This window comes from Acidovorax delafieldii, from assembly GCF_007993815.1.
Taxonomy (GTDB): Bacteria; Pseudomonadota; Gammaproteobacteria; order Burkholderiales; family Burkholderiaceae_C; genus Acidovorax; species Acidovorax delafieldii.
Genome location: NZ_VJWE01000017.1, coordinates 1 through 23,037 on the forward strand (window position 1 = coordinate 1; position 23,037 = coordinate 23,037).

A 23,037-nucleotide genomic window follows, 5' to 3' on the forward strand; every position below is an offset into this window, starting at 1 on the left:
TGCGTTAAGCTAACTGATACTAATTGCTCGTGCGGCTTGACCCTATAACTTTGATAGCCAACACGCAACCAGCGTGAAGCTCAAAGTCTGTTATGCCAAGTTAGACGCAGTCAAAACACAAACATCTGATTCCAGACTCTATGAATTCGCCAGGCAGTTCACAAAAACTGCCCAGCACCAAGTTATGCCTGATGACCATAGCAAGTTGGTCCCACTCCTTCCCATCCCGAACAGGACAGTGAAACGACTTTGCGCCGATGATAGTGCGGGTTCCCGTGTGAAAGTAGGTCATCGTCAGGCTCTTACAGCCCAGAAAACCCCAGTCAGATATGACTGGGGTTTTTTGCTTTGGGACGGCATCGAAATGCGCCAGGGGCTGTGGCTGGTCAACGCTTGTGGTACCGCAGTTCGCTGGGTTTGCATCGGACTTACCGGACCGCCAAGCGCAGGATGCCCCTCATCTACACAGTCCGCACAGCTCCAGATCTAACTGTCGGAATGGACCCACGCGCTTCAATCGATACGGCATGAGCTGATCGATAGAACCTCGCGAGAACCAAAGTGCATCCATTCCGCGCGTCCCCATATTCACAGCCTCTCTCAGCGGCGATATATCGTCTGCGTCAGATAGGCAGCCGTCGGCCTTGTTCGAACACCAGCAGTTCACCTTTGCCAAACGCCGTCCACGTTTCGTTGGTCGTGAGGGGGCTGGTCACGATCACTGCCACCTGATCGTTCACGCCAGTCTCCTTCGAAAAATCCAGCTGGAGGTCTTCGTCACTCAGCTGCGCAGCGCCGAAAGGATGGCGGCGCTCTATGTAGTGCAGATGGGTAGAGGCGTGTGCCCACAACGCCTGTCCATTGGAAAGCAGGAAATTGAATGTGCCGTGGGGCGCTATGCGCGCAGCGAGTTCCTTGAGCGTTAGCGTCAGCTCTGGAACAGAAGGCACGCTGGCGTGCGATTTGGCCAACTCTTGCATGATCCAGCAAAAAGCATGCTCGCTGTCGGTATCGCCCACGGGGCGGAAATGCGAATGCAGGCGAGGGCGGAAGTCTTTCAAATCTCCGTTGTGGGCAAAGACCCAGTAGCGGCCCCACAGCTCACGCACGAACGGATGGCAGTTCTGCAGGCTCACCATGCCTTGGGTGGCCTTGCGGATATGGGCGATGACGTTTCGGCTCTTGATGGGGTAACGGCGAATGAGTTCGGCCACCGGTGAGTCCACGGCCGCCAGATGGTCCACGAAGTGCCGAAGCCCCTTGTCCTCAAAAAACGCGATGCCCCAGCCGTCGGTATGGTGGTCGGTCTTACCGCCGCGTTGCGCAAAGCCCGTGAAGCTGAAGGTCACATCGGTGGGCACATTGCAGTTCATGCCGAGGAGTTGGCACATGGCGGAGGTTCCGTTTCTTTGATTTCTTGAAAGGCTTGATGGGGCAATGCGCGCATCCGCCTTCAAGCATCAGGACAAGGTATGCCTGCTGTCAATCTGGCCGCGCCTCGCGCAGCTGCCAGGCGGCCACCAGCGCCAGCCCGCACAGAAAAGTCAGCATCAAAAAGGTTTCACCGAATGCTGCGATGCGCGCCGGGTTGCTTGCTCCGGCCGTCAACGAGGCACCATGTGCGCCGAGTCGCCATTCGAGCACGATGCCGCACAGGCTGACCCCGGCTGCGCCGCCCAGCATGCGCAAGAAGCCAATGGCGCTGGAGCCCTGAGAAATGAGCGACTTGTCCAGCGGGCGCATGGAGCCCAGATTCAGCGACGGCAGAATGAAGCCGAGTCCGATGCGCCCCAGGATCGCAAAAGCGACCAGCATCCACAGCGACGAGCCGAGCCCCACAAACACCATCAGACCAAATGACAGGGCCAGCAAACCCAGCCCGGTGCTCACCAACAAATGGGTGGGCTGCCGGTCCGCGAGGCGGCCCACCACGGCGATGGTGGCGGCCAGAACAAACCCTGCTGGCAGCATAAGGGTGCCCACGTGCGATGCCGAAAGTTCCAGCCCCAGTTGCATGAACACCGGCAACAGATACGTGGAGCCGAACAAGGCTGTGCCGTAAATGAAGGCCACCACACTGCCCATGGCGAACTGGCGGTATTGAAAGAGGCGCAGGTCCATGAGCGGCTTGCGCCCGGTGCGCAGCAGCCTGCGCTGCCAGGCAATGAAACAGGCGACGGCCACCACAGCACCCGTCAGCAAGCCCGCCGCCTCGACGTGAGAGCCGCCATGCAGCGACACCAGGCCGTTCAGCAGGCACAGCGTTCCCATCGTGCCCAGCAGAAGGCCTCGCCAGTCCAGCGCCTGGCCTTGCCGGTTGGCCTCGACCCCTCCGGGGGCAGTGACCGGCACAAACTTGTACGCCAGCCAGAGGGAGGCCAAGCAAAGCGGTACCACCATGAAAAAAATGGAGCGCCAGCCAAACCAATCCACCAGCAAACCGCCCATGCTCGGACCGATGGCCGGCGCCAGCACGACACCCATGCCAAAGATGCCGCTGGCGCGTCCCTGCTCGTGGGGCTGGAAGGCGTACAAAATGATGACGGCCGGGATGGGTTGCACCACACCCGCTGCCAGCCCCTCGGCCACCCGTGCTGCCAGCACCAGACCAAAGTCGCGCGCCAGACCGCCCCCCACGCCGCCAATGAGCAGCAGCAACATCGCGCCCACATAAGTCGCGCGGTAACCGTACCGCGACAACAGCCAGGGGGTGGTGAGCATGGACACGGTGGTGGCCACCATGAACCCGGAGGTGACCCACTGGGCGCGTTCCTGGCCCAGTGCAAAGTAGTGACTCATGTCCGGTATCGCCACGTTGACAATGGTGGAGGACATGATGGAGGCCATGGTCCCGACCATGACGGACAGCAGCAGCAGCCACCGGTAGCGCTCGCCATAGCGCTCGCGCAATACAGCCAAAGACCCCGAGGCGGCGCTCATGAAGCGATCAAATGCTGAAGCAACACCACGGGGTCAGTGAGGACGGGGCGCATCACTCAGGACGTGCGCTCCAGCCACAACTTGCCGCCCGTGGCCCAGTTTTCGCGCTTCACATCGGTGATCAGGATGTCCACCGATTCGGGCGAGCCGCCCAGGATCTCGACGGATACGCGGGTGATCTCTTCCACCAGCTTCTTCTTTTGCTCGACCGTGCGGCCTTCCATCATTTCGATGTGGTACGTAGGCATGTCTTGTTCCTTCGCGCGCTGTGAAGACAGCGAAAAGCCCAAATCATATCGGCGAAGGCGGGTGGCCTGCGGCGGAGGGTTGCTGTGCGTCTGGCGCCGGCGCGCCGCAAGCCGCGCAGATACAGACCTTGCCGCGTGCCTCCTGCGGCAAAGCGGCCAAGGCCGCAGGGTCGATGGTCTGCGTCATGCACCAGCAGCTTTCTGCTGGGCGACCCGCTGCGATAGCGCACTGATTGGGCTGCCCGCACAGCGGGCAGGCAGACGGAACGGGGTGGGTAGGTGGTGCTGCAGGCATAGGAGTGAGCGCGTGGGCGTCGGTGCCAGTGTACGGCGCAGCTTGCCCCAAACGCGGTCGCCGCTTCTCACGCAACTGAACAAGGTGAGCCGGAGTACTGCCTGAAAGAAAAATAGCTGCTAGCGCACATGTTGATTGCGCTAACAGCTATCAAAAGTGGAGCAGGCAACGCCATGAATATGGCACTGCCTGCAGTTGGGAATCAGGCCGCTTGTGCTGCCTTCAGCTTCAGGCGCCAGGCGTGCAGCAGTGGCTCGGTGTAGCCGCTGGGCTGCTCCATGCCCTTGAAGACCAGGTCACACGCTGCCTTGTAGGCCATGCTGGTGGCAAAGTGTCCGGCCATGGGCTGATACAGCGGGTCACCCGCGTTTTGCTGGTCCACCACGGCGGCCATGCGCTCGAAGGTCTCGCGCACCTGGGCTTCGGTCACCACGCCATGGTGCAACCAGTTGGCCATGTGCTGGCTGCTGATGCGCAGCGTGGCGCGGTCTTCCATCAGGCCCACGTTGTGGATGTCGGGCACCTTGGAGCAGCCCACGCCCTGGTCCACCCAGCGCACCACGTAGCCCAGAATGCCCTGGGCGTTGTTGTCCAGCTCCTGCTGCTTCTCGGCGTCGCTCCAGTTCGGGGCGGCGGCCACGGGCACGGTCAGCAGGCCGGTCAGCAGGTTGTCGCGCTCGGCGTTCACATCGGTTTTTTCCAGCTCGATCTGGATGTCGCTCACCTTCACCTGGTGGTAGTGCAGCGCGTGCAGCGTGGCACCCGTGGGGCTGGGCACCCAGGCGGTGTTGGCACCGGCCTTGGGGTGGGCGATCTTCTGCTTGAGCATCTCGGCCATCAGGTCGGGCATGGCCCACATGCCCTTGCCGATCTGCGCCTTGCCGCGCAGGCCGCACGACAGGCCCACGAGCACGTTGTTCTTCTCGTACGACTGAATCCAGGCGCTGGTCTTCATGTCGCCCTTGCGCACCATGGGGCCGGCGTGCATGGCGGTGTGCATCTCGTCGCCGGTGCGGTCCAGGAAGCCGGTGTTGATGAAGGCCACGCGGCTGCTGGCAGCGGCAATGCAGGCCTTCAGATTGACGGACGTGCGGCGCTCCTCGTCCATAATGCCCAGCTTGACGGTGCTGTCGGGCAGGCCCAGCAACTTCTCGACGCGGCCAAACAGCTCGGCGGCAAAGCCCACTTCGGCGGGGCCGTGCATCTTGGGCTTGACGATGTAGACGCTGCCCTTGCGGGAGTTGCGGATTCCGTTGGTGCCATGGCCTTGCAGGTCGTGAAGGGCGATGGCGGTGGTCACCACTGCATCCATGATGCCTTCAGGAATCTCGCGCACCTGGCCTTGTGCGTCCTTCCACAGGATGGCCGGGTTGGTCATCAGGTGGCCCACATTGCGCAGGAACATCAGCGAGCGGCCATGCAGGCGTACTTCGCCGCCTTGGGGGGCCGTGTAAACACGGTCAGGGTTCAGCCCGCGCGTGAAGGTCTTGCCGCCCTTGGCGACCTGCTCGGTCAGCGTGGCCTGGATGATGCCCAGCCAGTTGCTGTAGCCCAGCACCTTGTCTTCGGCGTCCACGGCGGCCACGGAGTCTTCCAGGTCCAGGATGGTGGACAGGGCCGCTTCCAGCACCAGGTCGCTCACGCCCGCGGCATCGGACTGGCCGATGGGCGTGCTGCGGTCGATCTGGATATCGAGGTGCAGGCCGTTGTGCTGCAGCAGCACCGACGACGGCGCGGCGGCATTGCCCTGGTAGCCCTTGAACTGCGACGCGTCCTTCAGGCCTGTGGTGCTGCCGTTGGCGAGTGACACCAGCAGCTGGCCGCCTTCCACTTTGTAGCCCGTCGAATCCTTGTGCGAGCCCGAGGCCAAAGGCGCGGTGTCGTCCAGCACCTGGCGCGCAAAGGCGATCACCTTGGCGCCGCGTACGGGGTTGTAGCCCTTGCCCTTTTCGGCGCCGCCTTCTTCGCTGATGGCGTCCGTGCCGTACAACGCGTCATACAGGCTGCCCCAGCGCGCGTTGGCGGCGTTGAGTGCATAACGTGCGTTCAGGATGGGCACCACCAGCTGCGGGCCGGCCTGCGTGGCCAGCTCGTCGTCCACGTTGGTGGTGGTGGCCTTCACGTCGGCAGGCTGGGGCACCAGGTAGCCGATCTTTTCGAGAAAGCCGCGGTAGGCCACCATGTTCTGGATGGGGCCGGGGTTGGCCTTGTGCCAGGTGTCCAGCTCGGTCTGCAGGCGGTCGCGCTCGGCCAGCAGGGCGATGTTGCGCGGGGCCAGGTCGGACACGATGGCGTCAAAACCTTTCCAGAAGGCGGTGGCGTCCACCCCCGTGCCGGGCAGCACCTTGTCTTCGACAAAGCGGTACAGGGAAGTGGCCACTTGCAGGCCGTGGACTTGGGTGCGTTCGGTCATGGGGTGCCTCAAGAAGAGTGGTGAAAACGGAGATCAATGAAAAACGGTGCCCGCAATAGCAGGCCATGGACAGACTGTATTGCAAATGTTTGTCCACATAAATACGCTGAAAATCTCTAAACCAGTGACTTTTACGCAAAACTGGTGACAGTCCGTAGTCACCCTGAATGGTGCTTTCGCCCGTTACCCACTACGCTGCGCGCACAACAAACCCACCGGGAGACAAACCCATGCAGGCACCCCTGGACGCCAGCGCGCTCAACGCGGCCCACAAGAACAAGATCGTGAGCGCCGCCGATGCCGTGCAGCTCATCCACGATGGCGACACCGTGGCCACGGGCGGCTTTGTGGGCATCGGCTTTGCCGAGAGCATTGCCGTGGCGCTGGCCCAGCGCTGGGAAACGACCCAAACCCCGCGCGACCTCACGCTGGTCTACGCCGCAGGCCAGGGTGACGGCAAGCAGCGCGGCCTCAACCACCTGGGCCACGCCGGCCTGCTCAAGCGCGTGATCGGCGGGCACTGGAGCCTGGTGCCCCGCATCCAGAAGCTGGCGGTGGACAACCAGATCGAGGCCTGGAACCTACCCCAGGGCGTGATCACGCATTTGTTCCGCGACATCGCTGCAGGCAAGCCCGGCACGCTCACGCGCGTGGGCCTGGACACCTTTGTGGACCCGCGCCACGGCGGCGGCAAGCTCAATGCGCGCACCACCGAAGACCTGGTGCGCATCCTGCCCATCGACGGGCAGGACTACCTGTTCTACAAGGCCTTTCCGATCCACGTGGGCATCATCCGCGCGACCACGGCCGACGCCGACGGCAACCTCACCATGGAGCGCGAGGCGCTCACGCTCGAAGCGCTGGCGATTGCCATGGCCGCGCGCAACTCGGGCGGCGTGGTCATCGCCCAGGTCGAGCGCATCGCCGAGCGCGGCACGCTCAACCCCCGGCAGGTGAAGGTGCCCGGCGTGCTGGTGGACGCCGTGGTGCTGGCCACCGAGCCAGCGCACCACCACCAGACCTTTGCCGAGCCCTACAGCGCCGCGTTTGCGGGCGAGCTGCGGGTGCCCATGGACACGCTGGAGGCCATGCCGCTCACCGAGCGCAAGATCATCGCCCGCCGTGCGGCGCTGGAGCTGCGCCCGCACCAGGTCGTCAACCTGGGCATCGGCATGCCCGAGGGCGTGGCCAACGTGGCGGCCGAAGAGCGCATCATCGACCTCGTCACGCTCACGGCCGAGCCCGGCGTGATCGGCGGCATCCCCGCCGGCGGGCTGAACTTTGGCGCGGCCGTGAACCCGCAGGCCATCATCGACCAGCCCAACCAGTTCGACTTCTACGACGGCGGTGGTCTCGATATCGCCATCCTGGGCCTCGCGCAGGCCGACCAGCACGGCAACCTCAACGTGAGCAAGTTTGGCCCGCGCCTGGCGGGTGCGGGCGGCTTCATCAACATCAGCCAGAACGCCAAGACCGTGGTGTTTGTCGGCACCTTCACGGCCGGCGCGCTGCAGGTGGAGACGGTGGACGGCCACCTGCACATCCTGCACGAAGGGGGCGCGCGCAAGCTGGTGCGCGAGGTCGAGCACCGCACCTTCAGCGGCGCCGAAGCCCTGCGGCGCGGCCAGCGCGTGTTGTATGTCACCGAGCGCTGCGTGTTCCGCCTGGTGCCATCGGGCGAGGTGGATGGCGGCGGTGCGCTGGAGCTGATCGAGTTGGCGCCCGGCATCGACCTGCACCGCGACGTGCTCGCCCACATGTCCTTCACGCCGCGCATCAGCCCGGGTTTGCAGACCATGGATATGAGCCTGTTCGAGCCCGGCCCGCTGGGCCTGCGTGAGCAACTGCTCAATCGCCCGCTGGTGCAGCGCTTTGAGCTGGACGCCGCACGCCAACTGCTGCACATCGACTTCTCGGGGCTGCAGATCAACACCGCCAGCACCATCGACGCCATCGACCAGGAGGTGCGCCGCCTGCTCGCCCCGCTCGCCGCGCAAGGCGAGCGTGTGGGCGTGATCGTGAACTACGACCACTTCAGCATCGCCCCCGACCTGGCCGACGCCTACACCGCCATGGTGCAGGGCCTCACGCGCGACCTCTACACCGAGGTCAAGCGCTATGGCACCGTGGGGTTCCTCAAGTCGCGCCTGGTGTGAAGTGGGGGTGATGCTGGTTCACTATTATTTATGTAGCTGCTCAAGCATATTCCACTAGCGCATGCGGCCTGTTTGGCTCTAAAACCGATCACGGGCCGTGCCCAAGTCCGTCACCAGGCCCTTCTCCGCTTTATCCCCATAATCAGCGCCCATGGACAAACTCAAGGCCTTTGAATCGTTTGTGTCGGTGGCAACACGCGGCAGCCTCACCGCTGCGGCCAAGGCCGAGGGCGTGGCCCCAGCCATCATGGGTCGGCGGCTCGATGCGCTGGAAGAACACCTGGGCGTGAAGCTGCTGGTGCGCACCACGCGCCGCATCAGCCTGACGCACGAAGGCAGTGCGTTTCTGGAAGACTGCCAGCGCCTGCTGTCCGACGTGGCCAATGCCGAGGCCAGCGTGTCCGAAGGGGGCGTCAAGGCCACGGGCCATTTGCGCATCACCGCACCCGCCGGTTTTGGCCGCCGCCATGTGGCGCCGCTGGTGCCGCGTTTTCGCACCGCCCACCCGGACGTGACCATCTCGCTCAACCTCAGCGACCGCGTGGTGGACCTGGCGGGCGAGGGCTATGACTGCGCCGTGCGCGTGGGCGACCTGCCCGACTCGTCGCTGGTGAGCGTGCGCATTGCCGACAACCGCCGCCTGTGCGTGGCCACACCCGCCTACCTGCAGCGCCACGGCACGCCGCGCCACCCCAGCGAGCTGGTGCAGCACGACTGCCTCACGCTGTCGAGCGAGGCATCGCAAACACGGGGCTGGGCGTTCCGCATGCCGGTCGAAGGCGGTGGCACCGAGGTCATCCACCTCAAGCCCGGCGGCCCGCTCGATTGCTCGGACGGGCAGGTGCTGCACGACTGGTGCCTGGCGGGCTACGGCATTGCCTGGCGCAGCACCTGGGAGGTGGAGGCCGAGATCGCCGCCGGGCGCCTAGTGGAGGTGCTGCACGACTTTGCGGCGCCGCCCAACGGCATCTATGTGGTGTTTCCGCAGCGCAAGCACATGCCGCTGCGGGTGCGGCTGTGGATCGAGCACCTCAAGCACCAGTACGCACAGCCCGCGTTCTGGAAAGGCCCGCAGGCCGGCGGTTGATAGCCCCCGTGGCAGACTGCACAACACTCCATGTCCACCGCGCCCACGCTCCTTGTCGCTGACGACCACCCGCTGTTCCGTGCGGCTGTGCTGCACGTGCTGCGCGAGCGGATGCCGCAGTTCCGTACGCTGGAGGCGGCCAGCGCCGCCACGCTGGGCCAGGCGCTGCAGGACCACCCCGAGGTCGAGCTGGTGCTGCTGGACCTGAGCATGCCCGGCACGCGCGGCTTCTCGGCCCTGCTGCATGTGCGCGGCGAATACCCCGAGCTGCCCGTGGTCATCATCTCTTCCAACGACCACCCCCGCGTCATCCGCCGCGCCCAGCAGTTTGGTGCTGCGGGCTTCATCCCCAAGTCCGCGCCCGCCGACGCCATGGGCGACGCCATCCAGGCCGTGCTGGACGGTGGCAGCTGGTTCCCGCCCATGGCGGCCGAACGCTCCGAGGCCGACGCCGAACTGGCCGCGCGCCTGGCGCAGCTCACGCCCCAGCAGTTCCGCGTGCTGCTCTGCCTGGCCGATGGCCTGCTGAACAAACAGATTGCGAGCGCGCTGGGCCTGGCTGAGAACACGGTGAAAGTGCATGTCACCGCCATCCTGAAAAAGCTGGAGTGCTACAGCCGCACGCAGGCGGCTGTGCTGGTCAAAAGTCTGGAGACGGAAGACGGCGTGTCTTCCTGAGGTGGAGATCTGCATCAAAACGGCCGCTGTCGCTTATTCAACGAGCCCTGGATGCTACTAAAAGCGTAGCGAAGGGCGCAGCCTCTCCAACCGGGCGCAGCACCCTGCGCGAGGCGCCGTGCAAGGGCCGCCCCGCCGCGCAGCGGCTCAGGGGGATGCTCCCTGTCTCAGCAGCGTCTGGCTCACCAGCGCCCGCAGCGCGGGCGCCCGCACCGGCTTGGCCAGAAAGCCCCAGCCGCGTTCGGCGGCCTGGCGGCGCAGGGTGGCATCGCGCTCGGCGGTGACCAGGATCACGGCAGGCGTCTGGCCCCAGCGCTGGCACAGTTGCGCGAACACTTCAGGGCCGTGGAGGCCGGCGCCCAGGTGCACGTCCAGTAGCACCAGCTGCGGTGCCTGGCCGGGCTGGGCGGCGGCCAGGGCCTCGGGCGCGTCAGCGGCCAGTGGCACGGTGCAGCCCCAGCGCTGCAGCAGGGCCTGCGTGGCGGCGCAGGTAGGGCCGTCGTCATCAATGACCCAGGCGCTGCTGCCTTGCAGGGGGGCGTCGTCGGCGGGTTGCTGCGTGGTGGCGGGGGGCGCAGCCTGCTGCGCGGCGACGGGGTTGCCCAGCGGCACACACACCCAGAACACGCTGCCGCGCCCCAGTTGCGAGCGCAGGCCAATCTCGTGCCCCAGCAGGCGGCCCAGGCGTTCGACGATGGCCAGGCCCAGGCCTGCGCCCCGGTCGTCGGCGCGGCCTTCGTCCAGGCGGCGGAATTCTTCAAAGATCTCGCGCTGCAATGCCTCGGGGATGCCGGGGCCCTGGTCGTGCACCTCGATGCGCAGGTGGTGGTCGCCCACCCTGCGGCAGCCCACCACGATGCGCCCGCGCCGGCTGTAGCGGATGGCGTTGGAGACAAAGTTCTGCAAGATGCGGCGCAGCAGGTTGTCGTCGGTGCGGACCACGGCGCGCGTGGGCACGCAGCGCAGTTGCAGGCCCTGGCTTTCGGCCAGCACGCCAAAGTTGTGGCCCAGCACCTGTAGCAGCGGGCCCAGCGCCACGTCGTGGATGTGCACGTCGAACTGGCCCGACTCCATGCGCGAGATGTCGAGCAGGCTGTTGAGGATGGCGTCCTGCGCTGCCAGGGCGCCGTCGATGCTGTCCACGGCGTGCCGTTCGGCGTCGCCCGGCAGATGGCTGCGCAGCAGCGAGGTGAACATGCGCGCGGCGTTCAGGGGCTGCAGCAGGTCGTGCACGGCGGCGGCCACAAAGCGGGTTTTGGAGCGGTTGGCCTGCTCGGCCTCGCGCCGCGCGGCATCCAGGTCGCGGGTGCGGTCGGCCACGCGCTGCTCCAGCGCATCGGCCAGCGATCGCAGCTCGCGTGCGGCGTTCTTGTAGCTGGTGATGTCGGCGTAGCTGGTCACAAAGCCGCCCTCGGGCAGCGGGTTTCCCCGGATCTCCAGCACCGTGCCGTCGTCCTTGGCGCTTTCGTGCAGATGGGGGGTGCCACTGCGCAGGTGGGCCAGGCGGCGTTCGATGGCTTCTTCCACCGGGCCCGGGCCCAGCAGGCCCCGGCGTGCGTTGTGGCGCATCAGGTCTTCAATGGGGCGGCCCACCTGCATCAGGTCGGCGGGGTAGCGGAACAGCTGCACATAGCGCGAGTTCCACGCCACCAGCTTCAGGTCGGCGTCGATGATGACCACCCCCTGGGGCAGGTGTTCCAGACTGCGGGAGAGGCCCATGTCGGCCTGCTGCGCCGCCTGCACGATGCCGTCCTGCGCGGTGCGCAACTCCTGCGCGTGCTGTTGCAGCACGGTCTCCAGCTCCTGGCGGCTGCGCTGGCGCAGGCGGGCCAGGCGCTGGCGCTGCCGCACAAACAGCACCAGCAGCGACAGAGCCAGCCAGCCGCCGCTCCCGGCTGCGGCCGCCCAGCGGCTGTCGGCAATGCTGCTGTGGGTGGTGTGCACCAGGTGCAGTTGCCAGGGCGTGCCGGGCAGGGGCTGGGTCAGCCACAGCATGCGGCCGGGCGGGGCGGGCATGTCGGCGGACGGTTGCACGCGCACCAGCCGCCCGCCGTTGTCCAGGCGGTCGTCCACGCGGACGTCGAGCGGGCGCAGCGGCTGGTCGGAGTACTGCCGGGTGGCGTTCAGCTCGCGGCGCTCTTCGTCGTCGAGCGGCTCCAGCAGGCGGTAGCGCCAGGCGTCCTGGCTGGCCAGGAAGACCACGCCATGGGCGTCCGAGGCCAGCACGATGTCGGGGGTCTGCAGCCACTCGCGCTCTAGCTCCTGCAGCGCGATCTTGATGGCCACCAGCCCCAGCGTGTGCCCGCTGTCGTCGCGAATGGCTTGTGACAAGAAGTAGCCCGGCTCGCCAGTGGTCACGCCAATGCCGTAAAAACTACCGCGCCCCTGCGCCAGCGCCTGCTGCACATAAGGGCGAAAGCTGTAGTCCTGGCCCACGTTGCTGGTGGACGTGCGCCAGTTGCTGGCCGCCACGGCCAAGCCGTCGCGGTTGAGCAAGGTCAGCGTGGATGACTGGCTGGCCCCGTTGGCCCGTTCCAGCTTCAGGTTGAGCTGCTCCACCTCGGCGGGGCTCAGCGGGCGGCGCAGTGCGCCCTGCAGCTGGGCGTCCAGCGCCAGCACCTCGGGCAGGGTGCGGTAGCGGTCAATGCGCTGCGCCAGCGTTTGCCCGTATAGGCTCAGCTGGCGCTGCACGCTCTCGCTTTCGTCCAGCAAAGACCGGTGCCAGGCCCACTGGCCCGCCGCGAACATGCTGGCCACTGTGCCTGCAAGCAGGATCAGCAGCGTCCAGAATTGGCGAAGGCGGGGTGTGGGCATGGCAAAACGGGGTGTTGTGGAGGGCACGGGGGGCAGTCTGGCTCGGTTGAGAGTGTGCTGCACCCTCTTGGGGACTAGGTAGTTACCCTAGATGGGCGCGCGTGCTCTCCTATGGGGCGGTTGGGGACTAATACCAATAGGTTATCGGCTGAAACAAATTGCAGCAGTACAAACGGCACCCTTAACGCGCCTCGGTTGCACCCCGGTGGTGCGCCCCGCGATTTTTGGAGACCCGCCCCATGCACACCATTTCAGTCCCCACAGCCCACCCCGTGCGGCTGCCTTTTTACCGACAACTGTATTTCCAGGTGGTCCTGGCCATCGTCCTGGGCGTGCTGCTGGGCCATTTTGAGCCGGCTTATGGCGAGGCGCTCAAGCCGCTGGGCGACGCCTTCATCAAGCTGGTCAAGATGATCATCGCCCCGGTCATCTTCTTGACGATCGTGACTGGCATCGCGGGCATGTCGCAGCTCTCCACCGTGGGCCGCGTGTTTGGCAAGGCCATGGCGTACTTCCTGTTCTTCTCCACGCTGGCGCTGGTCGTCGGGCTAGTGGTGGCCAACGTGGTTCAGCCCGGCGCGGGCATGAACATCAATGTGGCCGACCTGGACCAGACGGCTGTGAAGGGCTACGTGGCCAAGTCGCATGAGATGACGCTCACGGGCTTTGCGATGGACATCATCCCCAAGACGCTGGTGAGCCCGTTCGTGGGCGACAACATCCTGCAGGTGCTGCTGGTGGCCGTGCTGTTTGGCATTGGCCTGGCCATGGTGGGTGAGGCAGGCCGTCCGGTGCTGAACTTTCTGGACGCGCTGACGACGCCTGTGTTCAAGGTGGTGGGCATCGTGATGAAGGCCGCGCCCCTGGGTGCGTTTGGTGCCATGGCGTTCACCATTGGCAAGTTTGGCCTGGGCTCACTGGTCAATCTGGCCTGGCTGGTGGGTTCGTTCTACATCACCTCGCTGCTGTTTGTGGTGGTGATCTTGGGCTTTGTGGCGCGCCTTTGCGGCTTCTCGGTGTTCAAGTTGATCCGCTACCTCAAGGCCGAGTTGATGCTGGTGCTGGGCACTTCGTCGTCCGAATCCGCCCTGCCATCGCTGATGGAAAAGATGGAAAAGGCCGGTTGCAGCAAGTCGGTGGTGGGCCTCGTGGTGCCCACGGGCTACTCGTTCAACCTGGACGGCACCAACATCTACATGACGCTGGCCGCGCTGTTCATCGCCCAGGCCACCAACACCGAGCTGACGCTGGGCCACCAGGTGGCGCTGTTGCTGGTGGCGATGCTGTCGTCCAAGGGCGCAGCGGGTGTGACGGGCGCGGGCTTCATCACCCTGGCCGCCACCCTGGCCGTGGTGCCCGAAGTGCCCGTGGCCGGCATGGCGCTGATTCTGGGCGTGGACCGCTTCATGAGCGAATGCCGCTCGCTGACCAACTTCATCGGCAACGCCGTGGCCACGGTGGTTGTCTCCCGCTGGGAAAACGCGCTGGACCAGGAACGCCTGGACGCGGCGATGAATGGCCATCCGCTGCCGCTCGCGGTGTCTGCGGCAGCGGCGCCTGCGGTGCCGGCGGATGTGCCCGTGCCGACGGTGGCGCGCACCGCGGCTTGATGGTCGGTATTTGCTGAATTAGCGCTTCCAGCGGCGCGGGCTCTCGGGCCCGCGCCGCTTTTTTGTGGGGCGCTTCGGGTCAGCGCCATCGCGCACAATGGTGGCCCTGCCGGACGGCACTGTGAGCGCTTGGCGCGGCGCAGTGGCCTCGGGCGCTACAAGGAATTCGCACCATGACCCTCGAAGCCTTCCTGGCCGCTTTTCACCTTCTGGCCATCCTGACCTTTGTGGTTTTTCTGTCCAGCCAGGCGGCGCTGTGCCGTATCGAGTGGCTCAACGCCGCCGTGGTCGAGCGCCTGGCCCGGCTGGATGTGATCTACGGTGTGGCCGGTGCGGTCATGATTGGAAGCGGCGTGGCCCGGTTGATCTGGGGCGTGAAGGGCGCTTCTTGGTACTTGTCGCAGCCCCTTTTTCACATCAAGATCACCCTGGTGCTGGCCATGGTCCTGCTGTCGTTTGTGCCCTCGGCCGCGTTCCGCCGCTGGCGCCAGAACCTGCGCAGCACCGGTGCGCTGCCTCCCGCCGCAGAGGTCGCGCGGGTCCGCCGCCTGGTGATGATCCAGTCGCATGTGCTGCCCGTGGTGGCTGTGATTGCGGTGTTCTGGGCGCGCGGCTGGTAAGCGCAAATACCCCCCGATAAAAAAAGCCCGCCCGGCTTGATGCCGGCGGGCTTTTCTTTGTCTGAGCCGGTGGCGCTGCACCGGGTATGAACTTACTTCACTTCTTCAGGCAATCGCTCATGAAGGCCTTGCGCTCGTCGCCCTTGAGGGTCTTGGCCTTGGCATCGGCGTTGCAGGTTTTCATCTTGTCTTGCTGGGTGGCGGGCTTGTTGCTCAGACAGGTCTTCATGAAGGCTTTGCGCTCGTCGCCCTTCATGTCTCCAGCGTCCTTGTTGCAGGTCGCCATTTTCGATTGCTGTTTGGTAGGGGCCTTGGCGTCTTCGGCGGCGTGGGCACCAAAGCCCAGTGTCAGCGCCAGGCCGAGTGCAGTCAGGGAAAGAAGCTTTTTCATGGAATCTCCTGGTGTGAATGCGTTATGGGGGGTCCCGGTGGCATTGCACCATAGAACATGGCCTGCGACAACGCGAACAAGTCATGACAACCCTGCGCGTGGCCTGGTGGCCGCGGCTGCATGAAAGGCTTTCAGTGCCTTGTGGATCTGCCGGGGGTCGTGCGCCAGGCCACCCAGGGCAAACACCACATCCCCCCGTTGCTGCCAGCGTTTGAGTGCCTTGACGATCACACCCCGTGCGGAGTCCCGGTGGCCGGGGCGCAACTTGACCAGGATCACGCCTTCGTAGTCGTCCAGGTGCACACGTTCCATGGCCTCCCAGGTCACGGTGTGCGGGTCGTCCTGGCGCAGATCGGTGATGCCGGTGGCGTCAATGACCACCGCCGGGTCTTGCTCCCGGTAGGCCTCCAGGGCGGACCGGCCCAGGGTTCCGCCCACACAGAACGAGACGAATGCGGCGCACAGGCAGAGGGCTGTGAGCAGCCGGTCGTTCGATACAGACGCCCAGTACAGCGAGAAGGCCAGGCATACCGCCATCAGCAGCACAAAAGGCACCTGAAACACCAGGGTCCAGCGGCGCCGATAGAGCAGGATGGGCTGGGGTTGCACGCGCAATCTCCGGTTGAAAGGGCATTGCGGCCCATTGTGCCTTTGGCTGCGGGATGCCTCCTGGCGGCGCGTCTGGTGCCCTGCTGCTGGCAGACCCGTAAAATCCACCGATGCTCACAGCCAAAAATGAATTGCTCGCTGCGCTCGCAGCCGAGCTGGAAAACCTGTCCCCCGGCGCTGGCGCCAAGGCGGCCTTTGAATCTCCCAAGGTGGCGGCCCATGGCGACTTCGCCTGCACCGCGGCCATGCAACTGGCCAAGCCCCTCAAGCTCAACCCGCGCGCACTGGGGGAACAGCTCAAGACCGCACTCGAAGCCACGCCCGCCTTTCAGCGCTGGGTGTCCGCCATTGAAATCGCGGGCCCGGGCTTTCTGAACATCCGCCTCCAACCCGCCGCCAAGCAGGAAGTGGTGCGTGAGGTGCTGGCTGCGGGTGAGCGCTTTGGTTACCAAGCCAGCAACGGCCAGCAGGTGCTGGTCGAGTTCGTGTCGGCCAACCCTACGGGTCCGCTGCACGTGGGCCACGGCCGCCAGGCCGCGCTGGGCGATGCGATTTGCAACCTGTTCAGCACCCAGGGCTGGAAGGTGCACCGCGAGTTCTATTACAACGACGCAGGCGTACAGATCGACACGCTGACCAAGAGCACGCAGCTGCGCGCCAAGGGCTTCAAACCCGGCGACGACTGCTGGCCCACCGACAGCGAGAACCCGCTGGCCAAGAACTTCTACAACGGCGACTACATCGCCGACATCGCCGAGGCCTTCAAGGCCAAGGCCACGGTGAAGGCCGACGACCGCGAGTTCACGGCCAACGGCGATGTGGAGGACTACGACAACATCCGCCAGTTTGCGGTGGCCTACCTGCGCAACGAGCAGGACAAGGACCTGCAGGCCTTCAACCTCCAGTTCGACGAGTACTACCTCGAATCCAGCCTGTACACCAGCGGCCGCGTCGAGGCCACGGTGAACAAGCTCGTCGCCAACGGCAAGACCTACGAGCAGGACGGTGCGCTGTGGCTCAAGTCCACCGATTACGGCGACGACAAGGACCGCGTCATGCGCAAGCAGGACGGTACCTTCACCTATTTCGTGCCCGACGTGGCGTACCACATTGCCAAGTGGGAGCGCGGCTTTACCAAGGTCGTCAACATCCAGGGCACGGACCACCACGGCACCATCGCCCGCGTGCGCGCCGGCCTGCAGGCGGCCGATGTGGGGATCCCCAAGGGTTACCCCGACTACGTGCTGCACACCATGGTGCGGGTGGTCAAGGGCGGCGAAGAGGTCAAGATCAGCAAGCGCGCGGGCAGCTATGTCACGCTGCGCGATTTGATCGAGTGGACCAGCAAGGATGCGGTGCGCTTCTTCCTCCTGAGCCGCAAGCCCGATACCGAGTACACCTTCGACGTGGACCTGGCCGTGGCACAGAACAACGACAACCCCGTGTACTACGTGCAGTACGCGCATGCCCGCATCCAGTCGGTGCTGCGTGCGTGGCAAGAGGCGGGCGGTGGTGATGTGGCTTCGCTCAAGGATGTGGACCTGTCCCCCCTCGAAGGCCCGCAGGCCCAGGCGCTGATGCTGCAACTGGCCAAGTACCCCGAGATGCTCACCGCCGCCGCCGACGGTGAGGCGCCACACGATGTGACCTTCTACCTGCGCGACCTGGCCGCCAGCTACCACAGCTATTACGATGCCGAGCGCATCCTCGTGGACGACGAGGCTGTGAAGAAGGCGCGCCTGGCGCTGGTCGCTGCCACCGCCCAGGTATTGCACAATGGCCTGGCCGTGCTGGGCGTGTCGGCCCCGGCCAGAATGTAAGCAGTTACTACCAATATGAAAAAGCAACAGACGGGCGGGACCATTGTCGGCTTCATCGTCGGGGTCATCGTGGGCCTGGGCGCGGCGCTGGCCGTGGCCGTGTACGTGACCAAGGTGCCGGTGCCCTTCCTGAACAAGGGCAATGGCCGCGGTGCCGACCTGGACGCAGCGGAGTCCCAGAAAAACAAGAACTGGGACCCGAACTCGCCGCTGTATGGCAAGAACCCGGCCCGCCCTGCGGCGCCAGCGGTGGCAGCAGCCGCGTCAGCCCCTGCATCGGCACCGGCACCCGAGGTGCGCGCCGCCGCGTCGGCTGCCAAGCCTGCCGCGAGCAAGCCAGACGCCAAAGCCGAGGCCAAGGCCGAGAGCAAGCCGGGCGCTGACCCGCTGGGCGATCTGGCCGTGGCCAAGGCCGCGGCCAAGGGCAGTGTGGACCCGTTTGACTACTTTGTGCAGGCGGGCGCCTTCCGCACCCAGGCCGACGCAGACGCCCAGCGCGCCAAGCTGGCCATGCTGGGCTGGGAGGCCCGCGTGAGCGAGCGTGAGCAAAATGGCCGGGCGGTCTTCCGGGTGCGCATCGGTCCTTTCACCAAGCGTGACGATGCCGAAGTGCTCAAAGAGAAACTCGATGGCGCCGGGCTGGAATCGGCGCTGGTGCGTGTGCAGCGCTGATCGGCCTGTGGCTGTGAACAGGGGCCTGTGCATACAGCGCCACCACCAGGGCTGAACTTTTTGTAAAGGGATGTCTCACATCCCGAATACCTGAACCAGGAGAGTCTTTGTCATGAAACGCCGTGAGTTTTCTTTGTCCGCCGCCTCGGCGGTTGCCGCTTCTGCCCTGACGCTGCCAGTGGCCAACCCCGCGATGGCGCAAGCCCGCCAGTTCAAGGAGGGCAAGGACTTCAAGCGGCTGGACAAGCCCGTCGCCCCCGATGCCCCCGCTGGCAAGGTCGATGTGATCGAGTTCTTCTGGTACAGCTGTCCCCACTGCAACGCCTTTGAGCCCACGCTGGACGCCTGGGTCAAGGCCGCGCCCAAGGACCTCTCCATCCGCCGCGTGCCCGTGGCGTTCAACGCCAGCTTTGTGCCCCAGCAAAAGCTGTACTACACACTCGAAGGCATGGGCAAGCTCGACGCGCTGCACGCCAAGGTATTCCGCGCCATCCATGTGGAGAAGGCCAAGCTCGCCAAGGACGACGAAATCCTGGCCTGGGTGACCCAGCAGGGCGTGGATGCCGCCAAGTTCAAGGAAGTCTATGGTTCCTTCAGCGTGGCCAACCAGGTGCGTCGCGCCTCGCAGCTGCAAGATTCGTATGGCGTCGAAGGCGTGCCGTCCATGGGCGTGGCGGGCAAGTACTACACCGACGGCACGATGGCTGGCAGCATGCAGACGGTGCTGCAAGTGGTCGAATACCTGGCGGCCACGGCGCGCAAAGCCTGACAAGGTGCCGACTCTGTCGGCAAGCTGTTCCAAAAGCCCGCTGATGCGGGCTTTTTTTCGGGGTGGGTACTATCGGGTGGCTACAATCATTGCAAGATTCGTGCCCTATGACCCACCGCCTACTCCCCCTCCTTGTGCTCGCAGCCCTGACCGGCCTTGCGGGCATGGCACACGCCGAAAAGGCCGACCGTGCCAAGCCCATGAACATCGAGGCCGACGCCCTGCGCCACGATGAACTCAAGCAGACCAGCGTGTTCTCGGGCCGCGTGGTGATGACCAAAGGCACCATCGTGTTGCGCGGTGCGCGGCTGGATGTGCGCCAGGACGCCGACGGCTACCAGTACGGCGTGGTCACGGCCGAGGCGGGCAAACGGGCGTTCTTCCGCCAAAAGCGCGACACCGTGGCGGGGGCGCCTGACGAATTCATCGAAGGCGAAAGCGAAGTCATCGAATACGACGGCAAGGCCGACAACGTGCGCTTCATCACCCGGGCCGAACTCCGCCGCTACCGTGGCTCGGTGCTGAACGATGAGATCACCGGCGCCGTGATCGTCTACAACAACCTCACCGATGTGTTCACCGTCGATGGCCAGAAGGCACCAGCCTCTTCTGCCGCGGCGGGCGACACACCAGCGCCCGGTGGTCGTGTGCGCGCCGTGCTGGCGCCCAAAGACCCTCCGCCCGGCGCGGCAGCCCCGGCCCCAGCGCCTGACGCGCCCGCACCGGCGCTGCGCCCCAGCAACAGCCTTGGCGGCGGCGCCAAGTGAGCGGGCCTGCTGTGAGTACCGGTCCTGACTCCCAGGCGGGTAGCCGCCTGGAGGTACAGCATCTGGCCAAATCCTATGGCAGCCGCAAGGTCGTCAAGGATGTGTCGCTGGTGGTGCAAAAAGGCGAGGTTGTGGGGTTGCTCGGCCCCAACGGCGCGGGCAAGACCACATCCTTTTACATGATCGTGGGCCTGGTGCGCAGCGATGCCGGCGATATTCGCATCGACGGCCACTCGGTGGCCCACATGCCCATCCACCGCCGCTCTCGGCTGGGTCTGTCGTACCTGCCGCAAGAAGCCTCGATCTTCCGCAAGCTCACCGTCGAAGAAAACGTGCGTGCGGTGCTGGAACTGCAGCGCGCCGATGACGGCCAGCCGCTGTCGCGCGACGCCATCGAAGAACGCCTGACGGCACTGCTGCAAGAGCTGCGTGTGGACCACCTGCGTGCCTCGCCCGCGCTGGCGCTGTCCGGTGGCGAGCGCCGCCGCGTCGAGATCGCCCGCGCCCTGGCCACCCAGCCGCGCTTCATCCTGCTGGACGAGCCTTTTGCCGGTATCGACCCGATTGCAGTGATCGAGATCCAGCGCATCATTGGCTTCCTCAAGGCACGAGGTATTGGTGTGCTCATCACCGACCACAACGTGCGCGAGACGCTGGGCATCTGCGACCACGCCTTCATCATCAGCGACGGCCGCGTGCTGGCGCAGGGCACGCCCTCCGAGATCGTGGACAACGCAGAAGTGCGCCGCGTGTACCTGGGCGAGCATTTCCGCATGTGATGAAGCCTGGACTGTCGCTGCGCGTCTCGCAGCACCTTGCATTGACCCCCCAGCTCCAGCAGTCCATCCGGCTGCTGCAGTTGTCCACGCTCGAACTCTCGCAGGAAGTCGAGCAGATGCTCGACGAGAACCCGTTCCTCGAACGCAATGCCGACGAAGCACCGCGCGAGGAGTTTGGCCTGGAAGCCGCCGACACGCCCGCGCAGGCCGACGACTACAGCGCCGATGATGCTATGTTTTCAGGAGCTGTCAGCGCAAGCAATACTAGCGCTGAGAGCCAAAACGAGGCTGAAATCCCCAGTGGAGGCGCCGACGAGCCCGAGTGGAGCGGCGACGGCACCGTCGAGATGGCGCCCAACGACGCCGAGTGGGGTGGCGACGCCCCGGCGCGCACCCGCAACGATGCGGAAGGCGACGAGGCCGACGCCACCGAGCTGGCCCGTTCGCACGAGTCGCTCACCGCCTTTTTGCACCGCCAGGCACTGTCGCTGCGGCTGTCTGAAGTGGACACGGCCGCGCTGCGTTTTCTCATTGAATCGCTGAACGACGACGGCTACCTGGAAGAGTCGCTTGAAGAGCTGGCCATCAGCCTGGCCGGGCCCGACGACCTGGAGCAGATCGAAGAATTGGTGCACCGCTTCACCGTGGCCCAGCGCCTGTTGCAGAGCCTGGAGCCCGTGGGCGTGGGCGCGCGCAATTTGTCTGAATGCCTGACGCTGCAGCTCACGGCGCTGGCGGCGGATGAAGACAGCGACTCCGACCCCGAGACCGTGCAGACCGCGCTGCGCATCTGTCAGCAGCCGCTGGAGATGCTGGCTCGCCGCGACATCCGCCGCCTGACGCAGCTGTGCAGCGAAGGTGGCGTGGCCGGAGAAGAACGCACCCGGTCTGCCATGGCACTCATCGCCCGCCTGGAGCCTCGCCCCGGCCGCCGTTTTGCCGACGTAGAGCGCAACATCATCATCCCCGACGTCATCGTGCGCAAAGCCGGTCGCGCCAACGGGCGGGACGGCCAGCACAACTTCATCGTGCAGCTCAACCCCGATGTGATGCCCCGTCTGCGCGTGCACGACATCTACGCCGGCGCGCTACGAGGCCACAAGGGCGGCGAAGGCCACCAGGGCATGCAGCAGCGCTTGCAGGAGGCGCGCTGGTTCATCAAGAACATCCAGCAGCGCTTTGACACCATCCTGCGCGTCTCGCGCGCCATCGTCGAGCGGCAGAAGAACTTCTTCACCCACGGCGAGCTGGCCATGCGCCCCCTGGTGCTGCGCGACATCGCCGACGAACTGGGTCTGCACGAGTCCACCATCAGCCGCGTGACCACGGCCAAGTACATGGCCACGCCGATCGGTACCTACGAGCTGAAGTACTTCTTTGGCTCTGGCCTGGGCACCGAGACCGGTGGCAATGCGTCCAGCACGGCCGTGCGCGCACTGATCAAGCAGTTCGTGTCCGCCGAAAACCCGGCCAAGCCGCTGTCCGACAGCCAGATCGCCGAGATGCTCAAGGAGCAGGGCATCGAGTGCGCACGCCGCACCGTGGCCAAGTACCGCGAGGCGCTCAAGATCGCGCCAGCGAATTTGCGCAAGGCGCTTTAGCGCTCCCGGCGTGGAGGCGCGCGAGTGTTCTCTGGCCGTCCAGGCAACAGTTCGGTGCCCGGTTATCTGCGCGCCATGAATACCGCGTCATATGCTTGTGGCGTGAATCCTGCGATCTTCTGGCCGTTGGTCAGCAAGACCGGTACGCCTCTGGCGCCCAGCTGACTGAACGCCGCTTTGCCAGAAGGCGTGTCGATATCCAGCTCCCGATAGGCGATGCCCTTGCTCGCCAGATAGGCCTTGGCCGCCTTGCAGTAGCCGCACCAGGTGGCCATGTACAGCACCACATCGCCCCGAGGAGCCGCAATCTGTGGAGTGTCCGGAGTGGCTGTTTTGGGGGCGGGGCCCGCCCCCGGTACCACGCTGACCGGCAGGTTTTCCAGCTTCATCGTTTTCTCTACGGCACCGGTCGTGGGAGGCTTGTCGCTGTAAACCACCCTGCCGTCCGTACCCACTGATTTGTACAGCGTCTGGGCGTTGGCTGCCAACGGCACCACGGCCAGTGCCAGGGTGGTCAACAGGGTCCGAACAAAAGGGCGCATGAAGGGGCTCCGGTAAAATCCACTGCCCGAGAGCATACGAGACAGTGGCGCCCGGCCCACAGGACTCGTGCGCAACACTCCCCTGCAGTGGCCTGGGCACCACGCTGTGGATGGGATGGCGTCCCCCTGTGCTTCTCATCTGGCGCCTGGAAGGGCAGACATTGTCTTTCGCGCAATGCGCTATGTCCGTCGCTGGCACCTGCCCCCGCTTCCCGTTTTGCCTTCT

General features: G+C 65.2%; 20 protein-coding genes and 1 rRNA gene. 12 read left to right on the forward strand and 9 right to left on the reverse strand.

Features of this window, described 5'->3' with window-relative positions:
- Nucleotides 1-187 precede the first annotated feature (187 nt).
- Nucleotides 188-300 (forward strand): 5S ribosomal RNA (rrf, locus tag ATF69_RS19460).
- A 323-nt stretch (nt 301-623) separates the two neighbouring features.
- Here the strand turns inward: rrf and ATF69_RS19465 are convergent.
- The 5 genes from ATF69_RS19465 to ATF69_RS19485 all read right to left on the reverse strand — a co-directional run bounded on the left by ATF69_RS19465 (nt 624) and on the right by ATF69_RS19485 (nt 5,896).
- The gene (locus ATF69_RS19465) at nt 624-1,391 is read right to left on the reverse strand and encodes a class II glutamine amidotransferase (protein WP_056065199.1); all 768 of its coding nucleotides are present in this window, start codon (nt 1,389-1,391) and stop codon (nt 624-626) included.
- A 91-nt stretch (nt 1,392-1,482) separates the two neighbouring features.
- A complete protein-coding gene (locus ATF69_RS19470) occupies nt 1,483-2,940 on the reverse strand; it encodes a DHA2 family efflux MFS transporter permease subunit (protein WP_146872000.1) in 1,458 nt (485 codons plus the stop codon).
- A gap of 56 nt (nt 2,941-2,996) precedes the next feature.
- Nucleotides 2,997-3,218 (reverse strand): 4-oxalocrotonate tautomerase, encoded by a 222-nt coding sequence (locus tag ATF69_RS19475; protein WP_255356291.1) that lies wholly within the window; start codon nt 3,216-3,218, stop codon nt 2,997-2,999.
- 13 nt (nt 3,219-3,231) lie between these two features.
- Nucleotides 3,232-3,483 (reverse strand): cysteine-rich CWC family protein, encoded by a 252-nt coding sequence (locus tag ATF69_RS19480; protein WP_082522517.1) that lies wholly within the window; start codon nt 3,481-3,483, stop codon nt 3,232-3,234.
- 202 nt (nt 3,484-3,685) lie between these two features.
- Nucleotides 3,686-5,896, reverse strand: a complete 2,211-nt coding sequence (locus ATF69_RS19485; protein ID WP_146872001.1) for a malate synthase G — start codon at nt 5,894-5,896, stop codon at nt 3,686-3,688.
- Between the two features lie 230 nt (nt 5,897-6,126).
- On the opposite strand from ATF69_RS19485, the gene ATF69_RS19490 reads away from it, so the two are divergent.
- The 3 genes from ATF69_RS19490 to ATF69_RS19500 all read left to right on the forward strand — a co-directional run bounded on the left by ATF69_RS19490 (nt 6,127) and on the right by ATF69_RS19500 (nt 9,817).
- A complete protein-coding gene (locus tag ATF69_RS19490) occupies nt 6,127-8,052 on the forward strand; it encodes an acyl CoA:acetate/3-ketoacid CoA transferase (protein WP_146872002.1) in 1,926 nt (641 codons plus the stop codon).
- 151 nt (nt 8,053-8,203) lie between these two features.
- A complete protein-coding gene (locus ATF69_RS19495) occupies nt 8,204-9,139 on the forward strand; it encodes a LysR family transcriptional regulator (protein ID WP_015016104.1) in 936 nt (311 codons plus the stop codon).
- A gap of 30 nt (nt 9,140-9,169) precedes the next feature.
- Nucleotides 9,170-9,817, forward strand: a complete 648-nt coding sequence (locus ATF69_RS19500; RefSeq protein ID WP_146872003.1) for a LuxR C-terminal-related transcriptional regulator — start codon at nt 9,170-9,172, stop codon at nt 9,815-9,817.
- Between the two features lie 147 nt (nt 9,818-9,964).
- On the opposite strand, the gene ATF69_RS19505 is transcribed toward ATF69_RS19500, so the two are convergent.
- Nucleotides 9,965-12,631, reverse strand: a complete 2,667-nt coding sequence (locus ATF69_RS19505) for a hybrid sensor histidine kinase/response regulator (protein ID WP_146872004.1) — start codon at nt 12,629-12,631, stop codon at nt 9,965-9,967.
- Nucleotides 12,632-12,870: 239 nt separating this feature from the next.
- Here ATF69_RS19505 and ATF69_RS19510 point away from each other — a divergent pair, with 239 nt between their 5' ends.
- Entirely contained in the window at nt 12,871-14,241 is a 1,371-nt protein-coding gene (locus ATF69_RS19510) for a dicarboxylate/amino acid:cation symporter (protein WP_146872005.1), read from the forward strand.
- A 173-nt stretch (nt 14,242-14,414) separates the two neighbouring features.
- Complete coding sequence (locus ATF69_RS19515; RefSeq protein WP_056065213.1) at nt 14,415-14,861, forward strand: DUF2214 family protein; 447 nt, start codon at nt 14,415-14,417, stop codon at nt 14,859-14,861.
- Nucleotides 14,862-14,958: 97 nt separating this feature from the next.
- Here ATF69_RS19515 and ATF69_RS19520 read toward each other — a convergent pair whose 3' ends face one another.
- Both ATF69_RS19520 and ATF69_RS19525 read right to left on the reverse strand, forming a co-directional pair.
- Complete coding sequence (locus ATF69_RS19520) at nt 14,959-15,252, reverse strand: PsiF family protein (protein ID WP_056065216.1); 294 nt, start codon at nt 15,250-15,252, stop codon at nt 14,959-14,961.
- 81 nt (nt 15,253-15,333) lie between these two features.
- Entirely contained in the window at nt 15,334-15,861 is a 528-nt protein-coding gene (locus ATF69_RS19525; protein WP_108498289.1) for a hypothetical protein, read from the reverse strand.
- Nucleotides 15,862-15,971: 110 nt separating this feature from the next.
- Between ATF69_RS19525 and argS the strand changes: the two genes are divergently transcribed.
- The 6 genes from argS to ATF69_RS19555 all read left to right on the forward strand — a co-directional run bounded on the left by argS (nt 15,972) and on the right by ATF69_RS19555 (nt 22,269).
- The gene (argS, locus tag ATF69_RS19530; protein ID WP_146872006.1) at nt 15,972-17,681 is read left to right on the forward strand and encodes an arginine--tRNA ligase; all 1,710 of its coding nucleotides are present in this window, start codon (nt 15,972-15,974) and stop codon (nt 17,679-17,681) included.
- A 15-nt stretch (nt 17,682-17,696) separates the two neighbouring features.
- The gene (locus tag ATF69_RS19535) at nt 17,697-18,353 is read left to right on the forward strand and encodes an SPOR domain-containing protein (RefSeq protein ID WP_056747785.1); all 657 of its coding nucleotides are present in this window, start codon (nt 17,697-17,699) and stop codon (nt 18,351-18,353) included.
- 112 nt (nt 18,354-18,465) lie between these two features.
- On the forward strand, nt 18,466-19,122 hold the full coding sequence (locus tag ATF69_RS19540; protein WP_146872007.1) for a thiol:disulfide interchange protein DsbA/DsbL: 657 nt from the start codon (nt 18,466-18,468) through the stop codon (nt 19,120-19,122).
- A gap of 107 nt (nt 19,123-19,229) precedes the next feature.
- Nucleotides 19,230-19,889 (forward strand): lipopolysaccharide transport periplasmic protein LptA, encoded by a 660-nt coding sequence (gene lptA / locus ATF69_RS19545; RefSeq protein WP_056065224.1) that lies wholly within the window; start codon nt 19,230-19,232, stop codon nt 19,887-19,889.
- Nucleotides 19,886-20,668: an LPS export ABC transporter ATP-binding protein gene (gene lptB, locus ATF69_RS19550; protein WP_056065226.1), complete on the forward strand. Its 783-nt coding sequence runs from the start codon at nt 19,886-19,888 to the stop codon at nt 20,666-20,668. The genes lptA and lptB overlap by 4 nt, the downstream gene beginning before the upstream one ends.
- Nucleotides 20,668-22,269: an RNA polymerase factor sigma-54 gene (locus ATF69_RS19555; protein WP_146872008.1), complete on the forward strand. Its 1,602-nt coding sequence runs from the start codon at nt 20,668-20,670 to the stop codon at nt 22,267-22,269. Before lptB ends, ATF69_RS19555 begins: the two co-directional genes overlap by 1 nt.
- 62 nt (nt 22,270-22,331) lie before the next feature.
- On the opposite strand, the gene ATF69_RS19560 is transcribed toward ATF69_RS19555, so the two are convergent.
- The gene (locus ATF69_RS19560; protein WP_158641497.1) at nt 22,332-22,811 is read right to left on the reverse strand and encodes a glutaredoxin domain-containing protein; all 480 of its coding nucleotides are present in this window, start codon (nt 22,809-22,811) and stop codon (nt 22,332-22,334) included.
- Nucleotides 22,812-23,037 lie beyond the last annotated feature (226 nt).